Origin of the sequence: Kitasatospora sp. NPDC096077 (assembly GCF_040303245.1) — a bacterium.
Lineage (GTDB): Bacteria > Actinomycetota > Actinomycetes > Streptomycetales > Streptomycetaceae > Kitasatospora.
This window is the reverse complement of record NZ_JBEOSV010000013.1, coordinates 24,656-42,839: the sequence shown is the minus strand read 5'-3', so window position 1 is coordinate 42,839 and position 18,184 is coordinate 24,656. Positions and strand designations below refer to the sequence as shown.

Annotated in this window: 19 protein-coding genes; 8 read left to right on the top strand and 11 right to left on the bottom strand. The window is 73.0% G+C overall.

Going from position 1 to position 18,184, the window contains the following annotated elements; translation table 11 throughout:
* Positions 1–165: 165 nt before the first annotated feature.
* The 5 genes from ABTZ03_RS14940 to ABTZ03_RS14920 all read left to right on the top strand — a co-directional run bounded on the left by ABTZ03_RS14940 (position 166) and on the right by ABTZ03_RS14920 (position 4,347).
* A complete protein-coding gene (locus ABTZ03_RS14940; RefSeq protein WP_350513354.1) occupies positions 166–579 on the top strand; it encodes a RidA family protein in 414 nt (137 codons plus the stop codon).
* 32 nt (positions 580–611) lie between these two features.
* On the top strand, positions 612–2,057 hold the full coding sequence (locus tag ABTZ03_RS14935; protein WP_350513353.1) for an MFS transporter: 1,446 nt from the start codon (positions 612–614) through the stop codon (positions 2,055–2,057).
* A 110-nt stretch (positions 2,058–2,167) separates the two neighbouring features.
* Positions 2,168–2,647: a hypothetical protein gene (locus tag ABTZ03_RS14930; RefSeq protein WP_350513352.1), complete on the top strand. Its 480-nt coding sequence runs from the start codon at positions 2,168–2,170 to the stop codon at positions 2,645–2,647.
* Positions 2,648–2,744: 97 nt separating this feature from the next.
* Positions 2,745–3,230 (top strand): hypothetical protein, encoded by a 486-nt coding sequence (locus ABTZ03_RS14925; protein WP_350513351.1) that lies wholly within the window; start codon positions 2,745–2,747, stop codon positions 3,228–3,230.
* Positions 3,220–4,347 (top strand): MAB_1171c family putative transporter, encoded by a 1,128-nt coding sequence (locus ABTZ03_RS14920; RefSeq protein WP_350513350.1) that lies wholly within the window; start codon positions 3,220–3,222, stop codon positions 4,345–4,347. Before ABTZ03_RS14925 ends, ABTZ03_RS14920 begins: the two co-directional genes overlap by 11 nt.
* A gap of 91 nt (positions 4,348–4,438) precedes the next feature.
* Here the strand turns inward: ABTZ03_RS14920 and ABTZ03_RS14915 are convergent, their stop codons facing one another.
* The 3 genes from ABTZ03_RS14915 to ABTZ03_RS14905 form a co-directional block, all read right to left on the bottom strand.
* Positions 4,439–5,182 (bottom strand): peptidyl-tRNA hydrolase, encoded by a 744-nt coding sequence (locus ABTZ03_RS14915; protein ID WP_350513449.1) that lies wholly within the window; start codon positions 5,180–5,182, stop codon positions 4,439–4,441.
* Positions 5,183–5,315: 133 nt separating this feature from the next.
* Entirely contained in the window at positions 5,316–5,792 is a 477-nt protein-coding gene (locus tag ABTZ03_RS14910) for a hypothetical protein (RefSeq protein WP_350513349.1), read from the bottom strand.
* 101 nt (positions 5,793–5,893) lie between these two features.
* Positions 5,894–6,823 carry a beta/alpha barrel domain-containing protein gene (locus ABTZ03_RS14905; RefSeq protein WP_350513348.1) on the bottom strand — a complete coding sequence of 310 codons (930 nt, stop codon included), beginning with the start codon at positions 6,821–6,823 and terminating at the stop codon, positions 5,894–5,896.
* A gap of 124 nt (positions 6,824–6,947) precedes the next feature.
* Between ABTZ03_RS14905 and ABTZ03_RS14900 the strand changes: the two genes are divergently transcribed.
* Both ABTZ03_RS14900 and ABTZ03_RS14895 read left to right on the top strand, forming a co-directional pair.
* Positions 6,948–7,319, top strand: coding sequence for a YbjQ family protein (locus ABTZ03_RS14900; RefSeq protein ID WP_350513347.1), 372 nt, complete (start codon positions 6,948–6,950; stop codon positions 7,317–7,319).
* Positions 7,320–7,456: 137 nt separating this feature from the next.
* Positions 7,457–8,560 (top strand): NAD(P)-binding domain-containing protein, encoded by a 1,104-nt coding sequence (locus ABTZ03_RS14895; RefSeq protein ID WP_350513346.1) that lies wholly within the window; start codon positions 7,457–7,459, stop codon positions 8,558–8,560.
* Positions 8,561–8,597: 37 nt separating this feature from the next.
* On the opposite strand, the gene paaE is transcribed toward ABTZ03_RS14895, so the two are convergent.
* From paaE to ABTZ03_RS14855, 8 genes are all read right to left on the bottom strand, one after another.
* Positions 8,598–9,728, bottom strand: a complete 1,131-nt coding sequence (paaE, locus tag ABTZ03_RS14890; protein WP_350513345.1) for a 1,2-phenylacetyl-CoA epoxidase subunit PaaE — start codon at positions 9,726–9,728, stop codon at positions 8,598–8,600.
* Positions 9,729–10,304 carry a 1,2-phenylacetyl-CoA epoxidase subunit PaaD gene (gene paaD / locus ABTZ03_RS14885; RefSeq protein WP_502894469.1) on the bottom strand — a complete coding sequence of 192 codons (576 nt, stop codon included), beginning with the start codon at positions 10,302–10,304 and terminating at the stop codon, positions 9,729–9,731.
* Between the two features lie 20 nt (positions 10,305–10,324).
* Entirely contained in the window at positions 10,325–11,329 is a 1,005-nt protein-coding gene (paaC, locus tag ABTZ03_RS14880; RefSeq protein WP_350513344.1) for a 1,2-phenylacetyl-CoA epoxidase subunit PaaC, read from the bottom strand.
* A 13-nt stretch (positions 11,330–11,342) separates the two neighbouring features.
* A complete protein-coding gene (gene paaB, locus ABTZ03_RS14875; protein WP_350513343.1) occupies positions 11,343–11,636 on the bottom strand; it encodes a 1,2-phenylacetyl-CoA epoxidase subunit PaaB in 294 nt (97 codons plus the stop codon).
* Complete coding sequence (gene paaA / locus ABTZ03_RS14870; protein ID WP_350513342.1) at positions 11,633–12,643, bottom strand: 1,2-phenylacetyl-CoA epoxidase subunit PaaA; 1,011 nt, start codon at positions 12,641–12,643, stop codon at positions 11,633–11,635. Before paaA ends, paaB begins: the two co-directional genes overlap by 4 nt.
* Positions 12,644–12,888: 245 nt before the next feature.
* Entirely contained in the window at positions 12,889–14,241 is a 1,353-nt protein-coding gene (locus ABTZ03_RS14865) for a M20 family metallopeptidase (RefSeq protein ID WP_350513341.1), read from the bottom strand.
* Positions 14,242–15,016: 775 nt separating this feature from the next.
* Positions 15,017–15,676, bottom strand: a complete 660-nt coding sequence (locus ABTZ03_RS14860; RefSeq protein ID WP_350513340.1) for a response regulator — start codon at positions 15,674–15,676, stop codon at positions 15,017–15,019.
* Positions 15,673–17,127 (bottom strand): sensor histidine kinase, encoded by a 1,455-nt coding sequence (locus ABTZ03_RS14855; protein WP_350513339.1) that lies wholly within the window; start codon positions 17,125–17,127, stop codon positions 15,673–15,675. Before ABTZ03_RS14855 ends, ABTZ03_RS14860 begins: the two co-directional genes overlap by 4 nt.
* 216 nt (positions 17,128–17,343) lie before the next feature.
* Between ABTZ03_RS14855 and ABTZ03_RS14850 the strand changes: the two genes are divergently transcribed.
* Complete coding sequence (locus tag ABTZ03_RS14850) at positions 17,344–18,141, top strand: class I SAM-dependent methyltransferase (RefSeq protein ID WP_350513338.1); 798 nt, start codon at positions 17,344–17,346, stop codon at positions 18,139–18,141.
* Positions 18,142–18,184: the final 43 nt, after the last annotated feature.

The following is an 18,184-nucleotide window of genomic DNA, read 5'->3' as shown; positions in this document are numbered from 1 at the left end:
GTACCGAGCAGGCACCGGCCGGCCGGGATCCCCACGGCACACTTCGACCGGGCCCGAAGCTTTCCGGGGCTAGGTTGGAACTCTCCGCTCCCCGGCAACACGCAGCGCGCAGCGCGCACAACGACGTATGCGTTCCGGGCCCGAGGGAGACGTATCGATGTCCACGTGGAGGTATTGATGGGCCGCGAGTTGATCACCAGGGGCAAGCTTCCGGGCTATCGCTATTCCCCCGGAGTGGTGGTCGGGGACACCGCCTATCTGGCGGGCCATTTCGGTGTCGACGATGACGGGAAACTCGTCGCGGCCGACGTGGCCGCGCAGGGGCACCGAGCGCTGATGAACCTACGATCCACCCTCGACGCCGCGGGAATGACGTTGGGTGACGTCGTGAGCATGCGTGTGTGGCTCACCACCTATGACGACATGCCCGCTTTCGACGAGGTCTACGGGGAGTTCTTCCCGGCGGACCCGCCTGCCCGGACGGCATTCATGATGGAGCGCCTTCCGTTGGGAGCGGCGGTCGAGCTGGACGCGATGGCGGTTCGTCACTCGGCCGAGGTGAAGGCGCGACTGGCCTGATGTCGGGCACGGAAGGAAGTGAAGGAACGTCGATGTCCCTGGATGACGTGAAAGCCCCTGCCGGTGCGGAAACAGCTCCAACGACGACCCGCGCGGCTTCCCGGCTGCCGCTGATCGCGCTCTGTCTCGGCTTCTTCATGGTGATGCTGGACGTGACGGTGGTGACCGTCGCGCTGCCGCCGATCGGCCGGGACTTCGGGTCGAGCGGCGATCTCGCGGGCGCCCAGTGGGTCGCCGACGGCTACACCATCGTCTTCGCCGGGCTGCTGCTGTCGGCCGGTTCCGTCGGCGACCGGCTCGGCAGCAAACCCGCGTTCCTGACCGGACTTGGCCTGTTCGTCGCGACCTCCATCGGGTGCGGCGTGGCGCCGGCCTTGTGGTTCCTGGTGGTGATGCGACTGTTGCAGGGGCTCGCGGCCGCGCTGGTCGTGCCCACGTCGCTCGCTCTGATCCAGGCATCGTATGACCGTAAGGAAGACCGTGCCCGGGCTATCGGCGTCTGGGGCGGGATCGGGGGTATCGCCGCGGCTTCCGGACCCGTGCTCGGCGGGCTGCTGGTCTCCGCGTTCGGCTGGCGCTCGGTGTTTTATGTCAACCTCCCCTTCGGGTTGCTGGGAATGGCCCTGACGGCCCGTTGTGTGGTGGCGCCACGACCGCAGCGAGTGCGTGGGATGGACCTGCCTGCGCAGGCCCTCGGCGTCCTGGCCCTCGGGGCCATGACCTTCGCGATCATCGAAGGCGGGCACCAAGGGTGGTCCTCGCCGACGGCGGTGGCCGCAGCTGCGCTCTTCGCCGTCTGCGGGGTGCTCTTTGTCCTGGTCGAGCGGCGGGTGGTGAACCCCATGCTGCCGCTGTCACTGTTCCGCCAGGTCACGTTCTCCAGTGCCACGGTCGTCGGTCTGCTGCTCAACGTCGGGTTCTACGGGCAGTTGTTCGTCGTCACCTTCTACTTCCAGCAGTACCGTCACTATTCGGTGCTCTGGGCCGGTCTGGCGATCCTGCCCCAGACGGCGATGGCCGGCCTCGCCTCGGCCCTGGGGGGCCGGATGACCGCGCGCACCGGCCCGCGGGCGCCCATGACGCTGGGCCTGCTGATCGGCGCGGCCGGGTTCTTTGGCCTGCTCGTTGCGGGGCGCTCGACCCCGTACTGGGCACTGGTGCTGCCGTTGGCCGCGATCGGTTTCGGCACAGCCTTCACCATGCCCGCGGCGGTGGCGGCGGTCGTGGAGTCGGCTCCGTCGAACAGGTCGGGCGTCGCGTCGGGAGTGCTCAATGCCGCTCGCCAGGTCGGGAGCGCGGTGGGTGTGGCGCTCCTGGGCGCTCTGGTCGCCGGTGCTGGGCACTTCGAGTCGGGGATGCGGGTCGGTTCGCTGATCAGCGGAGGTTGTTTCCTGGTGGGTGCGCTGATCGCCCAGGCAGTGGGCCAAGGGCGGCGCGAGCCGTTCGGGGATGACCTGCAGTGCTCGGGGAGCCGTTGAGGGCCCATCAATGTTGTCCGCCAAGGCGGATGAACACGCCGAGCCGCGTGTAGCATCGACCGACACAGCGAACAGCCCACGCCGGGCGTTACGTATCCACCAGAGGCTGGATGATGAGCAACAGCGGACTCCCTCGGGAGCATGGCAACCGACCGCTGCTCGCCAAGTTCGATCAACGCTTGAGCGAGTTGATCGCGGCGCTCTACCCGGACGAGCGGCAGCGCCCCGGATACGCGAAAATCGCCGCACAGATCAGGCAGACCACCGGCGGCACGATCTCGGCGACCTATCTGTGGGAGCTGGCCACGGGTAAGAAGCGCAATGTGACCCTGGAGCAGCTCGATGTCCTAGCCGAGTTCTTCGGGGTCCCGCCCGAGTATTTCTTCGACGACCAGGTCGCCGAACGTGTGAACTCACAGCTCAAGCTGGCCGCCGCGCTGCGCGACACGCGCGTCCGCAACCTTGCTCTGCGTGCCGACGGGCTGTCGCCCGAGACTCTCGACGCCCTGCTCACCATGGTCAATGAGGCCCGCAGATTGCAACGTCTTCCCGACGACGAGGCACCGGGCGAGCTGACGGACGAGAGCTAGCCCCGAGCGCTGATTCTTATTTGCCCACTCGAATGAGAGTGAAAGCATCCGAATGTTGAGCTGCTTCAAGAGACTCCGACGACAATGTCAGTCGATAGTGGATCAGCTGGACCTTCCCCACCCCTTCTCCGCAGAAGCCTTGTGCGTACAGCTCTCCCGAAAGCGTCGACGCCCCATTCATTTACACGCGCTTCCACTGCACAGTCTGGGCAATTCGGTCTGCGGCCTGTGGCTGGCCACGGATACCGACGACCACATATTTTACGAGCAACAGACGACCAGACTCCATCAAGAGCACATCGTCCTCCACGAAATCGGACACCTCCTCTTCGATCACTATGCGCTCGGTACGCGTGGCGCCGCCGAACTGACCGAACTGACCGGACTGTTCGCGGACCTCAGCCCTCGGACCGTCCAACGACTCCTCACCCGCACGAGTTATTCCACGGTTCAGGAGGAGGAGGCGGAAATGCTGGCCAGCCTCATCAGGACAGCGCGGACTCGAGAAGGCGGGTCACCGCAGGTCGGAGCCCTCGGCGAGCTCGAGGCGGCGTTCGGAGGCGGCGGTCTGCATGCTCGCTGAGACGGCCCACCTCGGGCAACTGGTCGAATATGCGGGGACGGCAGCCATCTGGGCCGCAGTACTGCTGCGTATCCCCTCGGCCCGCCACGACCGCCGACGGCGCGGACTGTGCATCGCTGTGGCTGCAGCAGCGGCCGCCATGGCACTTCGCCTCGGCCCGGTGGGTCGGGCCATCGGTTTCTTCACTCATGACCCCAATCTGACCCAGCTGGCCATGCACCTGTTCGGAGCCTTCTCCGCCATCCTGGTGCTCGACTTCGTCCTCGTGGTCACCGGCGGCGGTCCACCAAGAGCACGGCTGCACATAGTCGGCGCGACGCTCCTGCTCGCCCTGGTCCTCCTCGGTGCGACGGCGAAGCCACCCACCCTGGCGCTCATCGGACCGCACGGAGTTTCGGTACCGTCCATCGGGTTCTGGTGCACTCTCATCGGCATGCACCTCGCGGCCGACGGCACGTGCCTCATCGTGTGCTGGCGCTACAGCCGCCGAAGCACCAGTGGCTCCTCGCGAACGAGCCTGGCGCTGTTCGGGCTGGGAACCGCCTTCGCCGGGCTGTTCTGGATCGGGTATCTGATCTACCTACCGACCCGGTCGGCGTGGATTCCCCCGCTTCTGTCGCTCACCATGGGCCTGCACGGTATGCTCCGGGCTGCCTCGATCGTCGTTCCGACCGCTCTGGACACCCGCCGAGTCCTGGACAACACCACAACCCTGTGGCGTCTGTGGCCGTTGTGGCGGGCTCTCGTGGACGCCGTGCCCTCCGTGGCACTGGCCAGGCCGCGCAACCGCCTGCGGGAGACCCTCTGGCCGCAGGGCCCCCGGGAACTGCTCATTTACCGCAAAATTGTGGAGATCCGCGACGCGATCCTCGTCCTGTGCGACTACTTGCCGTCGAAGCACGCCTTCGCCACGGGAGGGACCGACTCCGCAGGCACCCGTGGCGAAGACCCCGACGCCCTCGCCGACCTGTTGAGGGAAGCATGCCGGGCCAAGCTTGCGGGTGAGCCCCCGTCAGTGGATCGGTCGGCTCTTGCCCAGCCGGACTTTGCGGACATGGCAGGGGAGACGGAATTCCTGCTCCGGGTCGCCGCGGCCTACCGCTGCCCGGCGGCGTGAGCCCCCAAGAAGACCCGCCGGAGGCATGCGCCTGTCGGGAACACGCGCGCCTCACCCGCTACGCTGCCGTGTTGGGGTCAGCACGGCGCGTTCACGGACGTCGTCGGCGCGGGGTGGGGCAGTAGCGCGTGCCGCCTTCGAGTGCGACAGTTAGCCCGGGGGCGATCTCCGTGAAGCCCGCGTCGTGGACCACCGGCAGCCCGCTGCGGACCAGTTCCTCCCACGCCTCCGGCGCCGCCGTGCGGACCGCGAGCGCGAAGCCCGACTCCGCCCACTCCTTGCGCCGCACCTCGTCCAGGCGCCACCAGGCGAGCTGCGCCGCGTGCCCGGTCTGGGCCATCGTCTTGCCTGCGCTCATCTCCAGCGTCGGATTGAGCCAGAGCACCGGCACCCCGGCCTCGGGCGCGCCGACCTCGGCGGTCTCCTCCAGGTCCGTCCCGGAGACCTGCAGCTTGGCGAGCTCCTTGGGCCAGCCGTCCAGCGGGATCGGCGGGAACACCCGCACCTCCGCCTCGCGCCCCCGCACGGTGATCCCCGGCAGCTCCTCCGCCCGACGCCACTCCCCGCCCCGGGCCCGCCGGACCACCTTGCGGATCCGGGCGTCCTCCCAGGCCGCGACCCGCTCCGCCCACTCGCCGTCCGCCGCGGTCACCCGGGGATCGGCGAGCAGGGTCAGCACGGCCCGGGCGGAGGTCTCCAGCGCGTCCGTCCGCCCCGGCGGCGTGGCCCGCTCCATCCGGACGACCAGCGGCAGCACGTACTGCGGCCGCGCGTCACGGTCCTCGGGGCCGGGGACGTCGTCGGGGGCGGGAACGGGGGCCGGGGCGTCGAACAGAGAAGTCACCCGTCCAGCATGCCAGCCACGCCCCCGACGCCTCGGTCCGCCCCTGGTCCGCCCCTGGTCCGGCGCTGCTCCGGTGCTGGTCCCGCCCCGGGTCGGCCCCGGGTCGGCCCCGACCGGCAGGCGCTCAGCGCAGCCGCTGCCGCAGCTCCTCCACCGCCGCCCGGATCCCCGCGCCGTAGGCGTCCTCCGGCAGCGCGTCCAGGCTCCGCACCGCCCGTTCAAGCTGCTCGCGGGCGAGGTCGGGCTCGCCGAGCTTGAGGTGGTCGGAGGCCAGGTTGAGGTGCAGGGAGGGGTAGAAGGCCCGCACCTGGAGGGCCGACTCATAGGTCCGGGCGCGCTCGGCGGTCAGCGAGTCCGCGGCCGCGAGGGCCCGCAGGTCCCACTCCAACTCGGCCCGGGGGTCCTCCTGGAGGTCGGCCAGATAGTGCGCCAGGACGCAGCGGTGGAAGACGTCCCGCTCCCCCAGCTCCTCCCACAGGGTCTCGAAGCTGGAGCGTGCCTCGGCGGTCCGCCCGCGCTGCGCCGCCCGCACCCCGTCCAGCCCGAGCGCAATCCGCCCCAGGGCCGACTCGTCCACCTCCGGCACCGCTCCCGAGGGCACCCCTCGCTCCCCGGCTGCACCGGCTGCACCGGACACGCCAGAAACATCAGACACATCGGACATGTCGGCAGCGTAGCCGTCCGGGCCGGACCGACGCCCGTTCAGCGCCGGTACCCCCGCTGCGGGTCCCGTTCCTCCGCGTCCTCGTACATCAGGAACCACCCCTCCGGATGCGTGGCCGCCAGCAGCAGTTCGGTGCGCTGCTCGGCGCCGAGTTCCGGGTCCCCGTCGTCCGGCCCGAACACGCCGAACAGCTCGTCGTGGCAGCCGTCCCAGTCGTAGTCGTACAGGTCGGCCGGCAGGTCGCCCATCATGTCGGCCACCGATTCGGGCTGGGAGCCCAGCAGCGTCCGGGCGTCCACCAGAGCCATCCGGAGCGCGATCTCCTCCGCCAGGCAGCGGGGCAGCGGCCACTCGCCGAGCGCGAGGTCGTCGGCCAGGTCGTCGAAGGCGCGCGACATGGTACGGCGCCAAGTCCGGTGCAGTCGCCAGGTGCGCTGGGGCAGCCGGGCGAAGACCGTCCAGTCCACGTCCTCGCCGTCGACCACCGGGTCGTCGCCGTGCTCGTCGAGGTCGTCGTAGCCGGCGTCGGCGAGGCCGAGCAGCTGGGCGTGCAGCAGGCACGCCGTGCGCGGGGTGAGGGTCCAGTCCGCGCCCGCACCGCCGTCCTCGTCCTCGCCGTCCAGCGGGAACAGTTCGGCGAAGTCCGGGGTGAAGTCCTCGGTGACGCTGATCTCCAACGTGCCGCCGAGCGCCTCGACCCCGGGGATCGCCGCCACCAGCCGGTCGGGGTGGAGCAGCGCGCCGAGCGCCGCGTTGGCGTCCTCGGCGACCTCGCGCAGCAGTTCACGGCGCTGGCCGGCCGGGTCGATGCCGTCGAAGTCCAGTTCCTCGACGGCCCTGATCGCGGCCGCGCGCAGCGCCGGCCAGTCGGTGATCCGCAGGCCCAGCACCACCGTCGCCTCGATCTCCGGCGCGCCGGAGTACTCCGCCGCGCCCGGCCCCTGCGGATGATCGCTTCGCTCGCCCATGGGGCTACGGTACGGCTTTTCCGCCGCCCGATCACCGGTCTGTACCAGCTTCCGGAGAGCTTCTCGGCCACCGCCCCGCCGCGCCTCCGTCACTCGAACGCACGACACGGGCAGGATGGGCCCCATGGCTGACATCAACGAGTACGGCGGCGGGCAGGGCCCGAACGCCGACGTCATGGTCGTGACCACCAACGACATCCCCGGTTACCGGGTCGACCACGTGATCGGCGAGGTCTTCGGGCTGACCGTGCGCAGCCGCCACATCGGCAGCCAGATCGGCGCCGGGCTGAAGTCGCTGATCGGCGGCGAGCTGCGGGGTCTGACGAAGACCCTGGTCGAGAGCCGCAACGAGGCGATGCAGCGACTGATCGAGCAGACCAAGGCGCGCGGCGGCAACGCGGTCCTGATGATGCGCTTCGATGTGACGGAGGCGGCGGACGTCGGCACCGAGGTGTGCGCGTACGGCACCGCCGCGGTGATCTCCCCGCTCGCCTGACGCCCCTCCCGTTGCTCTCCCACTGATCTCCCACTGATCTCCCGCTGTCCGCCCCGGTACGGGAACAGGCACCGGCCCCCCGATGTTTCACGTGCGTGACTGTTTACGGTGCAACCAACGCAGCCGGTCAGCGACGCGTGGACGTCCTGGTGGTGGGCGCCGGACAGGCAGGACTGTCCGCCGCCTACCACCTCCGCCGCCGCGGCTTCGCCCCCTACCGGGACGGCGTCGACGGCGGCTTCGTCGTGCTCGACGCCGACGCCGCCCCCGGCGGTGCCTGGGCGCACCGCTCGCCGTCGCTGCGGATGGCCACCGTGCACGGCTTCCACGACCTCCCGGACGCCGAGCTCCCGCCGGTCGACCCCGAGGCCCGCGCGCGCGAGGTGGTGCCGGGGTACTTCGCGGCGTACGAGGCCAGGCACACGCTCCCGGTCGTACGCCCGGTCGCGGTCCGCGCCGTACGCGCCGAGTCCGAGCGCCCCGACTCCCGGCTGCTGGTCGAGACCGACCGCGGCACCTGGTCCACCCGCGCGCTGATCAACGCCACCGGCACCTGGACCCGCCCCTTCCTCCCCCACTACCCGGGCCGCTTCGCGGGCCGGCAGCTGCACTACGCCGAGTACCGCGGCCCCGAGGAGTTCACGGGCGAGCGCGTCCTGGTGGTCGGCGGCGGCGCCTCGGCGATCCAGGTGCTGTCGGAGGTGGCCGCGGTCGGCGAGACGGTCTGGGTCACCCGTTCCGAACCCGTCTACCACGAGGGCCCGTTCACCCCCGAGTACGGACGCGCCGTGGTCGCCAAGGTCGAGGAGCGGGTCCGCCAAGGCCTGCCGGTGCGCAGCGTGGTGAGCGTGACCGGCCTCGGCCCCTCCGTCGCCTACCGCCGCGCGGAGGAGCTGGGCGCACTGCACCGCCGGCCGATGTTCGACCGGCTCATCGAACACGGGGTGGCCTGGGGCGACCAGGAGCTGGCGGTGGACGCGATCGTCTGGGCGACCGGCTTCCGCCCCGAGGTCGGCCACCTCGCCCCGCTCGGCCTGCGCTCCCCCGGCGGCGGCATCGCGCTCACCGGCACCCGCGCCACCGCCGACCCGCGGGTCCACCTGGTCGGCTACGGCCCGTCCGCCAGCACCGTCGGCGCCAACCGGGCGGGCCGCGCCGCCGTCAACGACCTGGTCAAGCTGCTCGGGGACCCGGCCGAGGCCCCGGCCGCGGAGCCGGTCGAGGAGCCGGTCGCGGCCTGAGACCGGTCAGGGGCCGGCGGCCGGCGCCGCTCGGGTGTCAGCGGTCGTAGTCGACGGTGACCCGTTCGGTGACCGGGCGGGCCTGGCAGGTGAGCACGTAACCCGCCGCCAGCTCCTTCTCCTCCAGCGCGAAGTTGCGCCGCATCTCCACCTCGCCCTCGGTGACCAGGGCCCGGCAGGTGCCGCAGACCCCGCCCTTGCAGGCGAAGGGCAGGTCGGGGCGGGAGCGCTGGGCGCCGTCCAGGATCGAGCGGTCGCGCGGGAGGGTGAGGGTGCTGCCGCGCCCGTCCAGGACGACGGTGACCTCACTGCGCTCGCCGGGCGCGCCCAGGGCGTCGCCGTCGGGCCCGTCCCGGTCCTCGTCGCGTTCGGCGAGCGGCTCGTCCTCGGCGTGGAACAGCTCCTGGTGCACCCGCTCGCCGGGCACCTCCAGTTCGGCGAGCAGTTCCTTCGCCCCGGCGACCATGCCGAACGGGCCGCACAGCCACCAGTGCCCGACGGCGCCGACGTCCACCAGCGCCGCGAGCAGCGCCCGGACCCGCTCCGGGTCCAGTCGGCCGCTGAGCAGTTCGGCGTCCCTGGTCTCCCGGGAGAGCACGTGGACCAGCTGGAACCGGCCCAGGTAGCGGTCCTTCAGGTCGGCCAGCTCGTCCGCGAACATGACGGTGTCGCTGCGCCGGTTGCCGTACAGCAGGGTGACGGTGGAGCGGCGGTCGGCGGCCAGCACGGAGGCGGCGATCGACAGCATCGGGGTGATGCCGGAGCCGGCCGCGAGCAGCACGTGGTCGGCGGGGACGCCGAGCTCGGGGGTGAACAGGCCGGACGGGGTCAGCACCTCGACCTCCTCGCCGGGCTGCGCCTCGCGCACCAGCCAGCGGGAGAACAGCCCGCCGGGCACCTCCCGGACCGCGATCCGCAGCGGCCCGCCGACGGGGGCGCAGATCGAGTACGAGCGGCGCTCGTCGACGCCGTCCACCACCTTGCGCAGGGTCAGGGTCTGCCCGGGCCGGAACGCGTACTCGGCCGCCAGGCCGTCCGGCACCTCGAAGGCCACCGCCACGGCGTCCTCGCAGAGCCGCTCCACCCGGTCGATCCGCAGCCGGTGGAAGGACGGGCGGCGGGCGGGGCGGACGGCGTCGGGCTCCGTCACAGGGGTCGCGGCGGGCATTCAGATCTCCTTGACGCGTTCGAACGGCTCGCGGCAGGCGCGGCAGCGCCAGAGCGCCTTGCAGGCGGTGGAGCCGAAGCGGGACAGCTCCTCGGTGTCGCCGTCACCGCAGTGCGGGCAGGTCACCGGGGCCACGGCTCCGGTACGGGTGGGGCCTAGGGTCAGCGCGACCGGGCCGGGCGCGGACCCGGCCGCGACGGCCGAGGTCGGGTGCGGCGGGGCGATGCCCGCCTCGGCGAGCCTGCGACGGCCCTCCGCGGTGATCAGGTCGGTGGACCACGGCGGGTCCAGCCGCAGCCGTACCCGGACGTCCGGGTACCCGGCGGCGCGCAGCCGGCGGTCCACGTCGGCCGCCATCTCGGCGACGGCCGGGCAGCCCGAGTAGGTCGGGGTCAGCCAGGCGGTCACCGTGCCGCTGCCGCCGTCCACCTCGACCCCGGCCAGCACCCCGAGGTCGGCCAGGGTGAGCATGGGCAGCTCCGGGTCCGGGACGGCCGCGGCGACCTGCCAGGCCCGGTCGCGGGCGGTGGTCGCCGTCTCCGCCGTGCCCGTCACCGGGTCCGCCGTGGCTCTCACCGTGACCTCCGCCGCGCCCGTCACCACGTCGCCCCCGGGTGCGCGCGGGCCAGCACCTGCAGCTCGGCGAGCAGCGGGCCGAGCGCCTCGGTGTGCACCCCGTCCCGGCCGGCCCGGCCCAGCACGGTGGCCAGCGGCGGGACGTCCGGCACGGTCAGCCCGGCCTCGGCGACGACCGCGGCGAGCTCGCGCAGCACCGGCTCGCGCAGCGTCGCCGGGTCGACCCCGACCCGCAGCTCCACCGGGTGGGCGGTGAACAGCTCGTCCAGCAGCGGCCAGACCGCGTCCAGCCCCACCTGCATCCGCTCCGCCGAGTACGGCGTGCCGTCGCCGAGCCGCAGCGTCCAGGCGGTGGCGTACTCGCGGTGGTACGCCAGCTCCTTGACGCCCCGGGCGGCGACCGCGGCCAGCACCGGGTCCGGGTGTCCGGCCAGCGCCTCGTACAGCGCGCCGCGGGCGGTGGCGAACAGCAGCAGCCGGGCGACCGAGTAGGCGAAGTCGCCGTTCGGGGTCTCCACCAGGCGGACGTTGCGGAACTCGTGGTCCTCCCGCCAGTACGCCAGGTCGTCCTCGGTGCGGCCGGAGCCGTCCGCCTGGCCGGCCCGGGTGAGCAGCAGGCGGGCCTGGCCGAGCAGGTCGAGGCCGAGGTTGGCGAGCGCGACCTCCTCCTCCAGCTCGGGCGCCCTGGTGCACCACTCGATCAGCCGCTGGGCGAGCACCAGGGCGTCGTCGCCGAGCATCTGGCAGTAGGCGGCGAGGTCGGCGCCGTCCAGGCCGGCGGGCAGGGTGGTGTCCACGCCGAGCAGCGGGTCGGCGAAGCCGGTCCCGTACGCCCAGCGGCCCTCGCCCTCCGGGCCGGGGGTGGCTCCGGCGAGGCTGAGGTAGACGTGGTCGTCCTCGGCGGCCGACGCGGCCGACGCGGCCGACGCCGCGGACCCGGCCGATGTCGCGGACCCGGCCGATGTCGCAGATCCGGCCGACGTGGCGGACGCGGCTGGTGTGGTTGGCGTGGTGTGGTCGTGCACGGTGGCTCCCCCGTCAGATGTGCGGGACATCCTCGGGGATGTCGTAGAAGGTCGGGTGGCGGTAGACCTTGTCGCCGCTGGGCTCGAAGAACGGGTCGCGCTCGTCCGGGGTGGAGGCGGTGATCGCGTCCGAGCGGACCACCCAGAGGCTGGCGCCCTCGTTGCGGCGGGTGTACAGGTCCCGGGCGGCGAGCAGGGCCATCCGGTCGTCGGCGGCGTGCAGCGAGCCGACGTGGACGTGGTTCAGTCCGCGCCGGGGGCGCACGAACACCTCGTACAGCGGCCAGCCTGCCTTGGACTCGGTCACTTCGCGTTCTCCTCATCGGTGCGCGGCCGCTCGGCGGCATCGGTGTGCGGCTGCTCGGCGGCGCGCTTGGCGGCGTAGGCGACGGCCGCCTCGCGCACCCAGGCACCGTCCTCGTGGGCGGCCCGGCGGCGGTCGACTCGCTGGGCGTTGCACGGGCCCTGGCCCTTGATGACCCTGGTCAGTTCGGACCAGTCCGGCTCGCCGAAGTCCCAGCCGCCGCGTTCCTCGTTCCGGCGCAGCGCGGGGTCGGGGAGGGTGACGCCGAGGTGCTCGGCCTGCGGGACGGTCATGTCGACGAAGCGCTGCCGGAGCTCGTCGTTGGTGTGGCGCTTGATCCGCCAGGCCATCGAGCGGGCGGTGTTCGGGGAGTCCGCGTCGGGCGGGCCGAACATCATCAGCGACGGCCACCACCAGCGGTCGACGGCGTCCTGGACCATCCGGCGCTGGGCCTCGGTGCCGCGCATCAGGGTCATCAGGAGCTCGTAGCCCTGGCGCTGGTGGAAGGACTCCTCCTTGCAGATCCGCACCATCGCGCGGGCGTACGGACCGTAGCTGCAGCGGCAGAGCGGGACCTGGTTGCAGATCGCGGCGCCGTCCACCAGCCAGCCGATCACGCCGACGTCGGCGAAGCTGAGGGTCGGGTAGTTGAAGATCGAGGAGTACTTCTGGCGGCCGCTGATCAGCTTCTCGGTGAGCTCGGCACGGTCGACGCCGAGGGTCTCGGCGGCGGCGTAGAGGTAGAGGCCGTGGCCCGCCTCGTCCTGGGCCTTGGCGAGCAGGATGGCCTTGCGGCGCAGCGAGGGGGCCCGGGTGAGCCAGTTGCCCTCGGGTTGCATGCCGATGATCTCGGAGTGGGCGTGCTGGGCGATCTGGCGGATCAGGGTGGCCCGGTAGGCATCGGGCATCCAATCCCTGGGTTCGATCCGCTGCTCGGCGGCGATCACCGCGTCGAACCGGTCCTCCGGCGTCTGCGCCGGGACCGCCTCGGCCACCTCTGCTGTCACCACGGTCCCCTCTCCTGCCTTCACTACCGACTGACCGTTCGGTCGGTACCATTCTGCGCGGCGAGGCGGAGGGATGGCAAGGGATGGCGAGGGGCGGCGACGGCGAACAAAAAACAGATAACAGCTGACAGAATCTGAAATCTGTCAGCTGTTATCTGTTATCCGTCGGCTGTCGGCTGTTACCCGTCAGCCGTTACCCGCCGACCGTTACCCGTCGGCGGCCGACGCGGGCCCTCGCCTGCTCCCGCTCACCCCTCCCCGCGGTCCCGCAGCCGCGGCAGCGGAACGGCCAGCAGTGCCGCCAGCAGGGCGATCCGCGGCGCGAGCTGGTCCAGCCGGATGTACTCGTGCCGGGCGTGGGCACCGGCACCCACCGCCCCGAAGCCGTCCAGCGTCGGCAGTCCGCGCGAACCGGGCAGGTTGGTGTCCCCCGCCCCGCCCGCCGGGGCGCCGTCCAGCTGCTGCCCGAGCACCGCGGCGAGCGAACGCACGTGCCGCAGCAGCGGGTTGCCGGTCCGCTCGGGCCAGGCCGGGCGACTGGACAGCACCTCCGTCCGCACCCGCGCGCCCGGGCGCAGTGCGGTCAGCCGGGCGAGGTTGTCGAGCGTGCGGCGCTGCGCCTCGACGGTGGAGAACCGCAGGCCGAGCTCCGCCTCGGCCCGTCCGGCGACCACGTTCGCCCGCGAACCACCGCTGATCCGACCGGCGTTGAGCTCGGTGCCGGGCTGACCGGCGAGGCCGCGGACCAGCACCAGCTGGTCGACCAGCTCGTCCACCGCCGACACCCCGTCGTGGGAGTCGTTGCCCGCGTGGGCCTCCCGTCCGGTGACGGTGAGCCGCACCCGGGTGCTACCACGACGCGCGGTCTTCAGCCGACCGTCCGGATGCGGCGGTTCCAGCCCCACGACCGCTGCCGCGCCGCGCAGTTGGCGCTCGACCAGGCGTCGCCCGTCCGGGCTGCCGACCTCCTCGTCGGAGACCACGACCAGCCGCACGGTGCGGTGCGGCCGCTGCCCGAGGTCCGCGAGCAGTGCCAACGCGCCCTCCAGGATGGCGAGTCCACCCTTCATGTCGACCACACCGGGCCCGGTGAGCCGCCCGTCCTGCTCGGCCACCGGCCAGTCCGCCAGGGTGCCGACCGGCCAGACCGTGTCGTGATGCCCGACGATCAGCAGGTGCGGAAGGCTCTCGTCCCGCCCCTCCCACTCCAGCACGAGGTGGTCGCCGGCCGGCCCGGGTTCCCGGCGGGCGGTGGCCCCGGTGGCGCGGAAACCGGCGGCCAACTCCTCGGCGAGCGCGTCTAGTCTGGGCGCGTCGCCGCTCGGCGACTCGATCCGGGCCAGGTCGGTACAGCGCCGCCGGACGGCACCGGCGAGGGTGCGGGCCCGGGCGCTGAGCGCCTGCGGCAGTCCGGGCAGCGCCGCGGTGGTGCCGGAGGCCGTGGTGCCTGCGGTGCTGGCGGTGGCGGTGGCGGTGCTGGTGGCGGTACCGACGGTGGCGGAGTTGGCCGGAGCCGCGGCGGGAACGGCAGTGGCGGGAGCAGCGGCAGCGGCAGCGGCAGGAGCGACGCCGGCCGGAGCGGTTGCCGCAGGACCGGCCACGGCCCGGGCACCCCCGGCGCCCACGGCCTCCCCGTCAGCGGCGGCGGGAACGGTCACCGGTACGCGATCGGGCTCCGCGGCGGCACCTTGTGCGGCCGGCGACCCGACGATCTGGGGACTCAACGCTCGCCTCCGCGGCCGCAGCCGATATTCAGCGGTCGGACCGGCCGACCGCCCCCGCCCGGGCACCGGACCCGGCCGGACCGCACCGGTCGGCCGGGATGGCGGACGGCCCGTCGGAACGGCCCGTCTGGCCCAAGTGCGGTGGAACGGCTGGGCGGCGTGCTTGGCATTGACGTCCTCCTCGCTCGATCCGGTGGCCCCGGTCCACCCGGAGCCCCGTGGACGGCGGCTTCCTGATGGCGGGCGCAGTGGCCGGACCGCCGCAGGGAAGCCGAGATGTGAGCCTAGAAGAACCGTTCGGTTTCCTGCGAGGTGGCCCTGCTCCCAGCGTGCCGGTACGGGCCCCGGATTCGGGCGCCCGCCGGCGGGAGCGGCGGGCGCCCGACGGGCGGACCCGGATCGACGCGCGGGGCGCGGTCGCCGGATCGCGCCCATCTCCACCATGGACCCGCCGCCCGGGTTCGGCAGCGCAAAGCGCCAAGGCACGGCATTTCCACGCCGGATGGGTGACAACGGCTCAGCAGGCGGTACGAACCGGAGGCACGCGACGGCTCAGGGGAGCCCGCCGCGCGGCCCGAACCGAAGGCCGGGGAACGTCCGCATGAACACCGTCCGACGCTGCGCCCCACCCTGCCCTCACGAGCGCCCGCCGTCAGGCGCCGTCCCCGACCAGTCCCGCATCCCGTGCGAGCAGCGCCGCCTGGACCCGGTTGGCCACCCCGAGCGTGGTCAGGATCCGACTGACGTGCGCCTTGACGGTGCTCTCCCGCATCCCCAGCACGCCCGCGATCTCGGCGTTGGACAGCCCGTCGGCGACCTCGCGCAGCACGTCGGTCTCGCGCGGGGTCAGCCCGGCGATCCGGCCGCGGGCGGCCACCGAACGGGGCGCACCGACCCGGTGGTAGCGGTCGATCAGCCGCCGGGCGGCCACGGGGTGCAGCATCCCCTGGCCGGCCGCGACCACGTGGACGGCCCGGGCGATCTCGGCGGGCGGGGTGTCCTTGAGCAGGAAGCCGTCGGCCCCGGCGGCGAGCGCCTGGTACACGTACTCGTCCAGGTCGAAGGTGGTCAGCGCGATGACCCGTGGGGCGTCCGGGAGTTGGCGCAGCCGTCGGGTGGCGGCGATCCCGTCGAGCCGGGGCATCCGGATGTCCATCAGCGCGACGTCGATCCGGCGACCGCGGGCGAGCTCGACGGCCTGCAGTCCGTCGGCAGCCTCGGCGACCACGGTCAGCGCCGGGTCCTGGGCGAGGAGGTCGACCAGTCCGAGGCGCACCAGCGCGTCGTCGTCGACCACCATCGTGCGGATCATGCGGCGTCCTTCGGCAGTGGCGGTTGTCGGTGCGGAGGTTGTGGCTGCGGCTTCTTCGGTTCCGAACTCATCGCCCCCGGCCCCATCGCCCCCGGATGCTTCGGCTGCGAACTCACGTCGGCGGCGGTCGGGGCGGGGTCCGGCGGCGGCACCGTCTGCGGGGGGCGGTCCGGCGCGGGCAGCCGGGCCGAGAGGCGGAAGCCACCGGTCCCGTCCGGGCCCGCGTCCAGGTGGCCGCCGAGCGCACCGACCCGTTCACCGAGTCCCACCAGCCCGTACCCGCCCCCAGCGCCCGGCCCGTTCGGCGAGGCCGGGCCCGGACCGTTGCGGACCTCGACGGTGGTCGCCGGGTCCCCGTAACCGACCCGGACGGCGACGGGTGCGGCGTGCGCGTGCTTGCGGGCGTTGGTCAGCGCCTCCTGGACGACCCGGTGCACGGCGAGCCGGTGGGTGGTGGGGACCGACTCCGGATCACCGGAGAGGGAGAGTTCGACCTGCTGTCCGGCCTGCCGCGCCTCGGCGACCAGTTCGGTGAGGTCGCGCAGGGCGGGAGCCGGGACGCGGGCCGGGACGCCGACCGGGACGCCGACCGGGCCGGGCGACGCGGGCGGGCGGACCTCCACGACGGGCGGCACCGACGGCACCGAAGCCGCCGACGACACCGGGGATTCCGACGACTCGGGCGGGTCGGGTGGATCAGACGGATCAGGCGGATCGGCACGCAGGGCGCCCAGGACGTCCCGCAGATCGTCGAGCGAGCGGGCGGCGGTGGTGCGGAGGAGTTCCAGGCGGTGGGTGAGCCGGTCCGGGTCGGCCGCGACGGTGCCGGCCAGGGCCTGGTCGCGCAGCACTCCCGCGTGCAGCACCAGCAGGCTCAGGCGGTGCGCCAGCACGTCGTGCATCTCCCGTGCGATCCGGGCCCGTTCGGCGGACCTGGCCTGCTCGGCGCGCAACTCCCGCTCCCGGCGCAGGGTTTCGACCTGGGTGTGCAGGGTGCGGATCAGCATCCGCCGACCGTGCAGCCACAGCCCGAAGGCCAGCGTGGCGGCCTGGACGAGAAGTTGGGAACCGGTGGTGCCCGCCCACCCGACCAGTGACTCCGCCCTGGTCACGCTGAGCACCGCGATCAGCGCGCCGCCGATCGCCGCCGGGCCGGTCCGGCCGAGGGAGGCGAGGTAGAAGACGCTGAACAGGCCGGGGAAGGCCCGGTTGAACAGGCCGCCGGTGAGCACCGGCAGGACGGCCGAGGCGACGGGGTACCGGCGGGCGAACAGCAGGCAGAGCGCCGCGAGCGCGGCCACCACCGTCCGGGGCAGGCGCAGCGCGCCGTCGGCGTGCAGCCACTGGAAGACCCCCTCCTCACCGGCGAGGGCGAGGATGCCGAGCAGCAGCAGGGTGTCCACCCAGGGGCGGCGGTCCGGGCCGTACCAGCCGAGCAGTCCTGTGCGCATCGGGCTCCTCCCCTCCGACTCCGCCCGGCCGACTCCGCCCGGCCGTCGCGCCCGTTCAAGTCCCGTGCGACCGTTCGCATCCGCCCGCTCGATGCTACGGGCGGACGACGGCGCGGACCCCCTTCTCCCGGGCAGCCGCACCCTCGACTTTGGTCGGGGGCGGGCGCCGCTCACCGGCCGATTCCGTACGGTCGCGCCCTCCCTAGCGTCGACGGCATGACGACCGAACAGCAGCTCCACCTCCGCCCCGACTCCCCTTCGCAGCAGCGCAGTTCGTACGGCTCTCCGGACAGTGCCCGGTACGGCGGGGAACGCCTGCTGTTCCTCGCCGAGGCGCTGCGCACCTTCCACGACACCGGCGCGCTGGCGCCGAGCGGGCCGGATCTGGTGAACGCCCTGGTGGTGCCGGCCACCAGCCGGCCGAACCGGCCGATCTCGGTCCTGGAGGTCGGCGCCGGGACGGGGGTGGTGACCCGTCGACTGGCCCGGGTGCTGCGCCCGGGCGACCGGCTGCACGTGGTCGAGGCGAACCCGCGCTTCGCCGACCTGCTGCAGGAGGACCCGGTGCTGGCCGCCCGCCCCGCGGGGGTGGGACTGCGACTGTCGGCCTGCCGGGTGGAGGAGCTGCCGGAGGCGACCGGGGCGACGGACGACGGACAGGAGGGCGACACCGACCAGGCCGTCGGCACCGACCGCGCAGGCGTCGGCGAGCGGTACGACGTGATCGTGTCCGGGCTGCCGTTCACCAACTTCGAGCCGGCCCTGGTCCGGGACATCCTCGACCTCTACCTGCGGCTGCTGGCCCCCGGAGGCGAGCTGACGTACTTCGGCTACCTCGGCACGACGACCGCGCGCACCCTCGTCTCGGGCCCCCGCCAGGGCGCCCGCCACCGGGCGGTGGTGCGACTGCTGCGGCGCTTCGAGGCCACGTACGGGCTGGGCAGGCGCACGGTGTGGCGCAACCTGCCGCCCGCCCGGGCCCACCTGCTGCGCTCGCCGGGGCCGTACGCCTGACTCCGAGCGGAACGGGGGACCGGGCGGAGCGGCGCCGCGAACA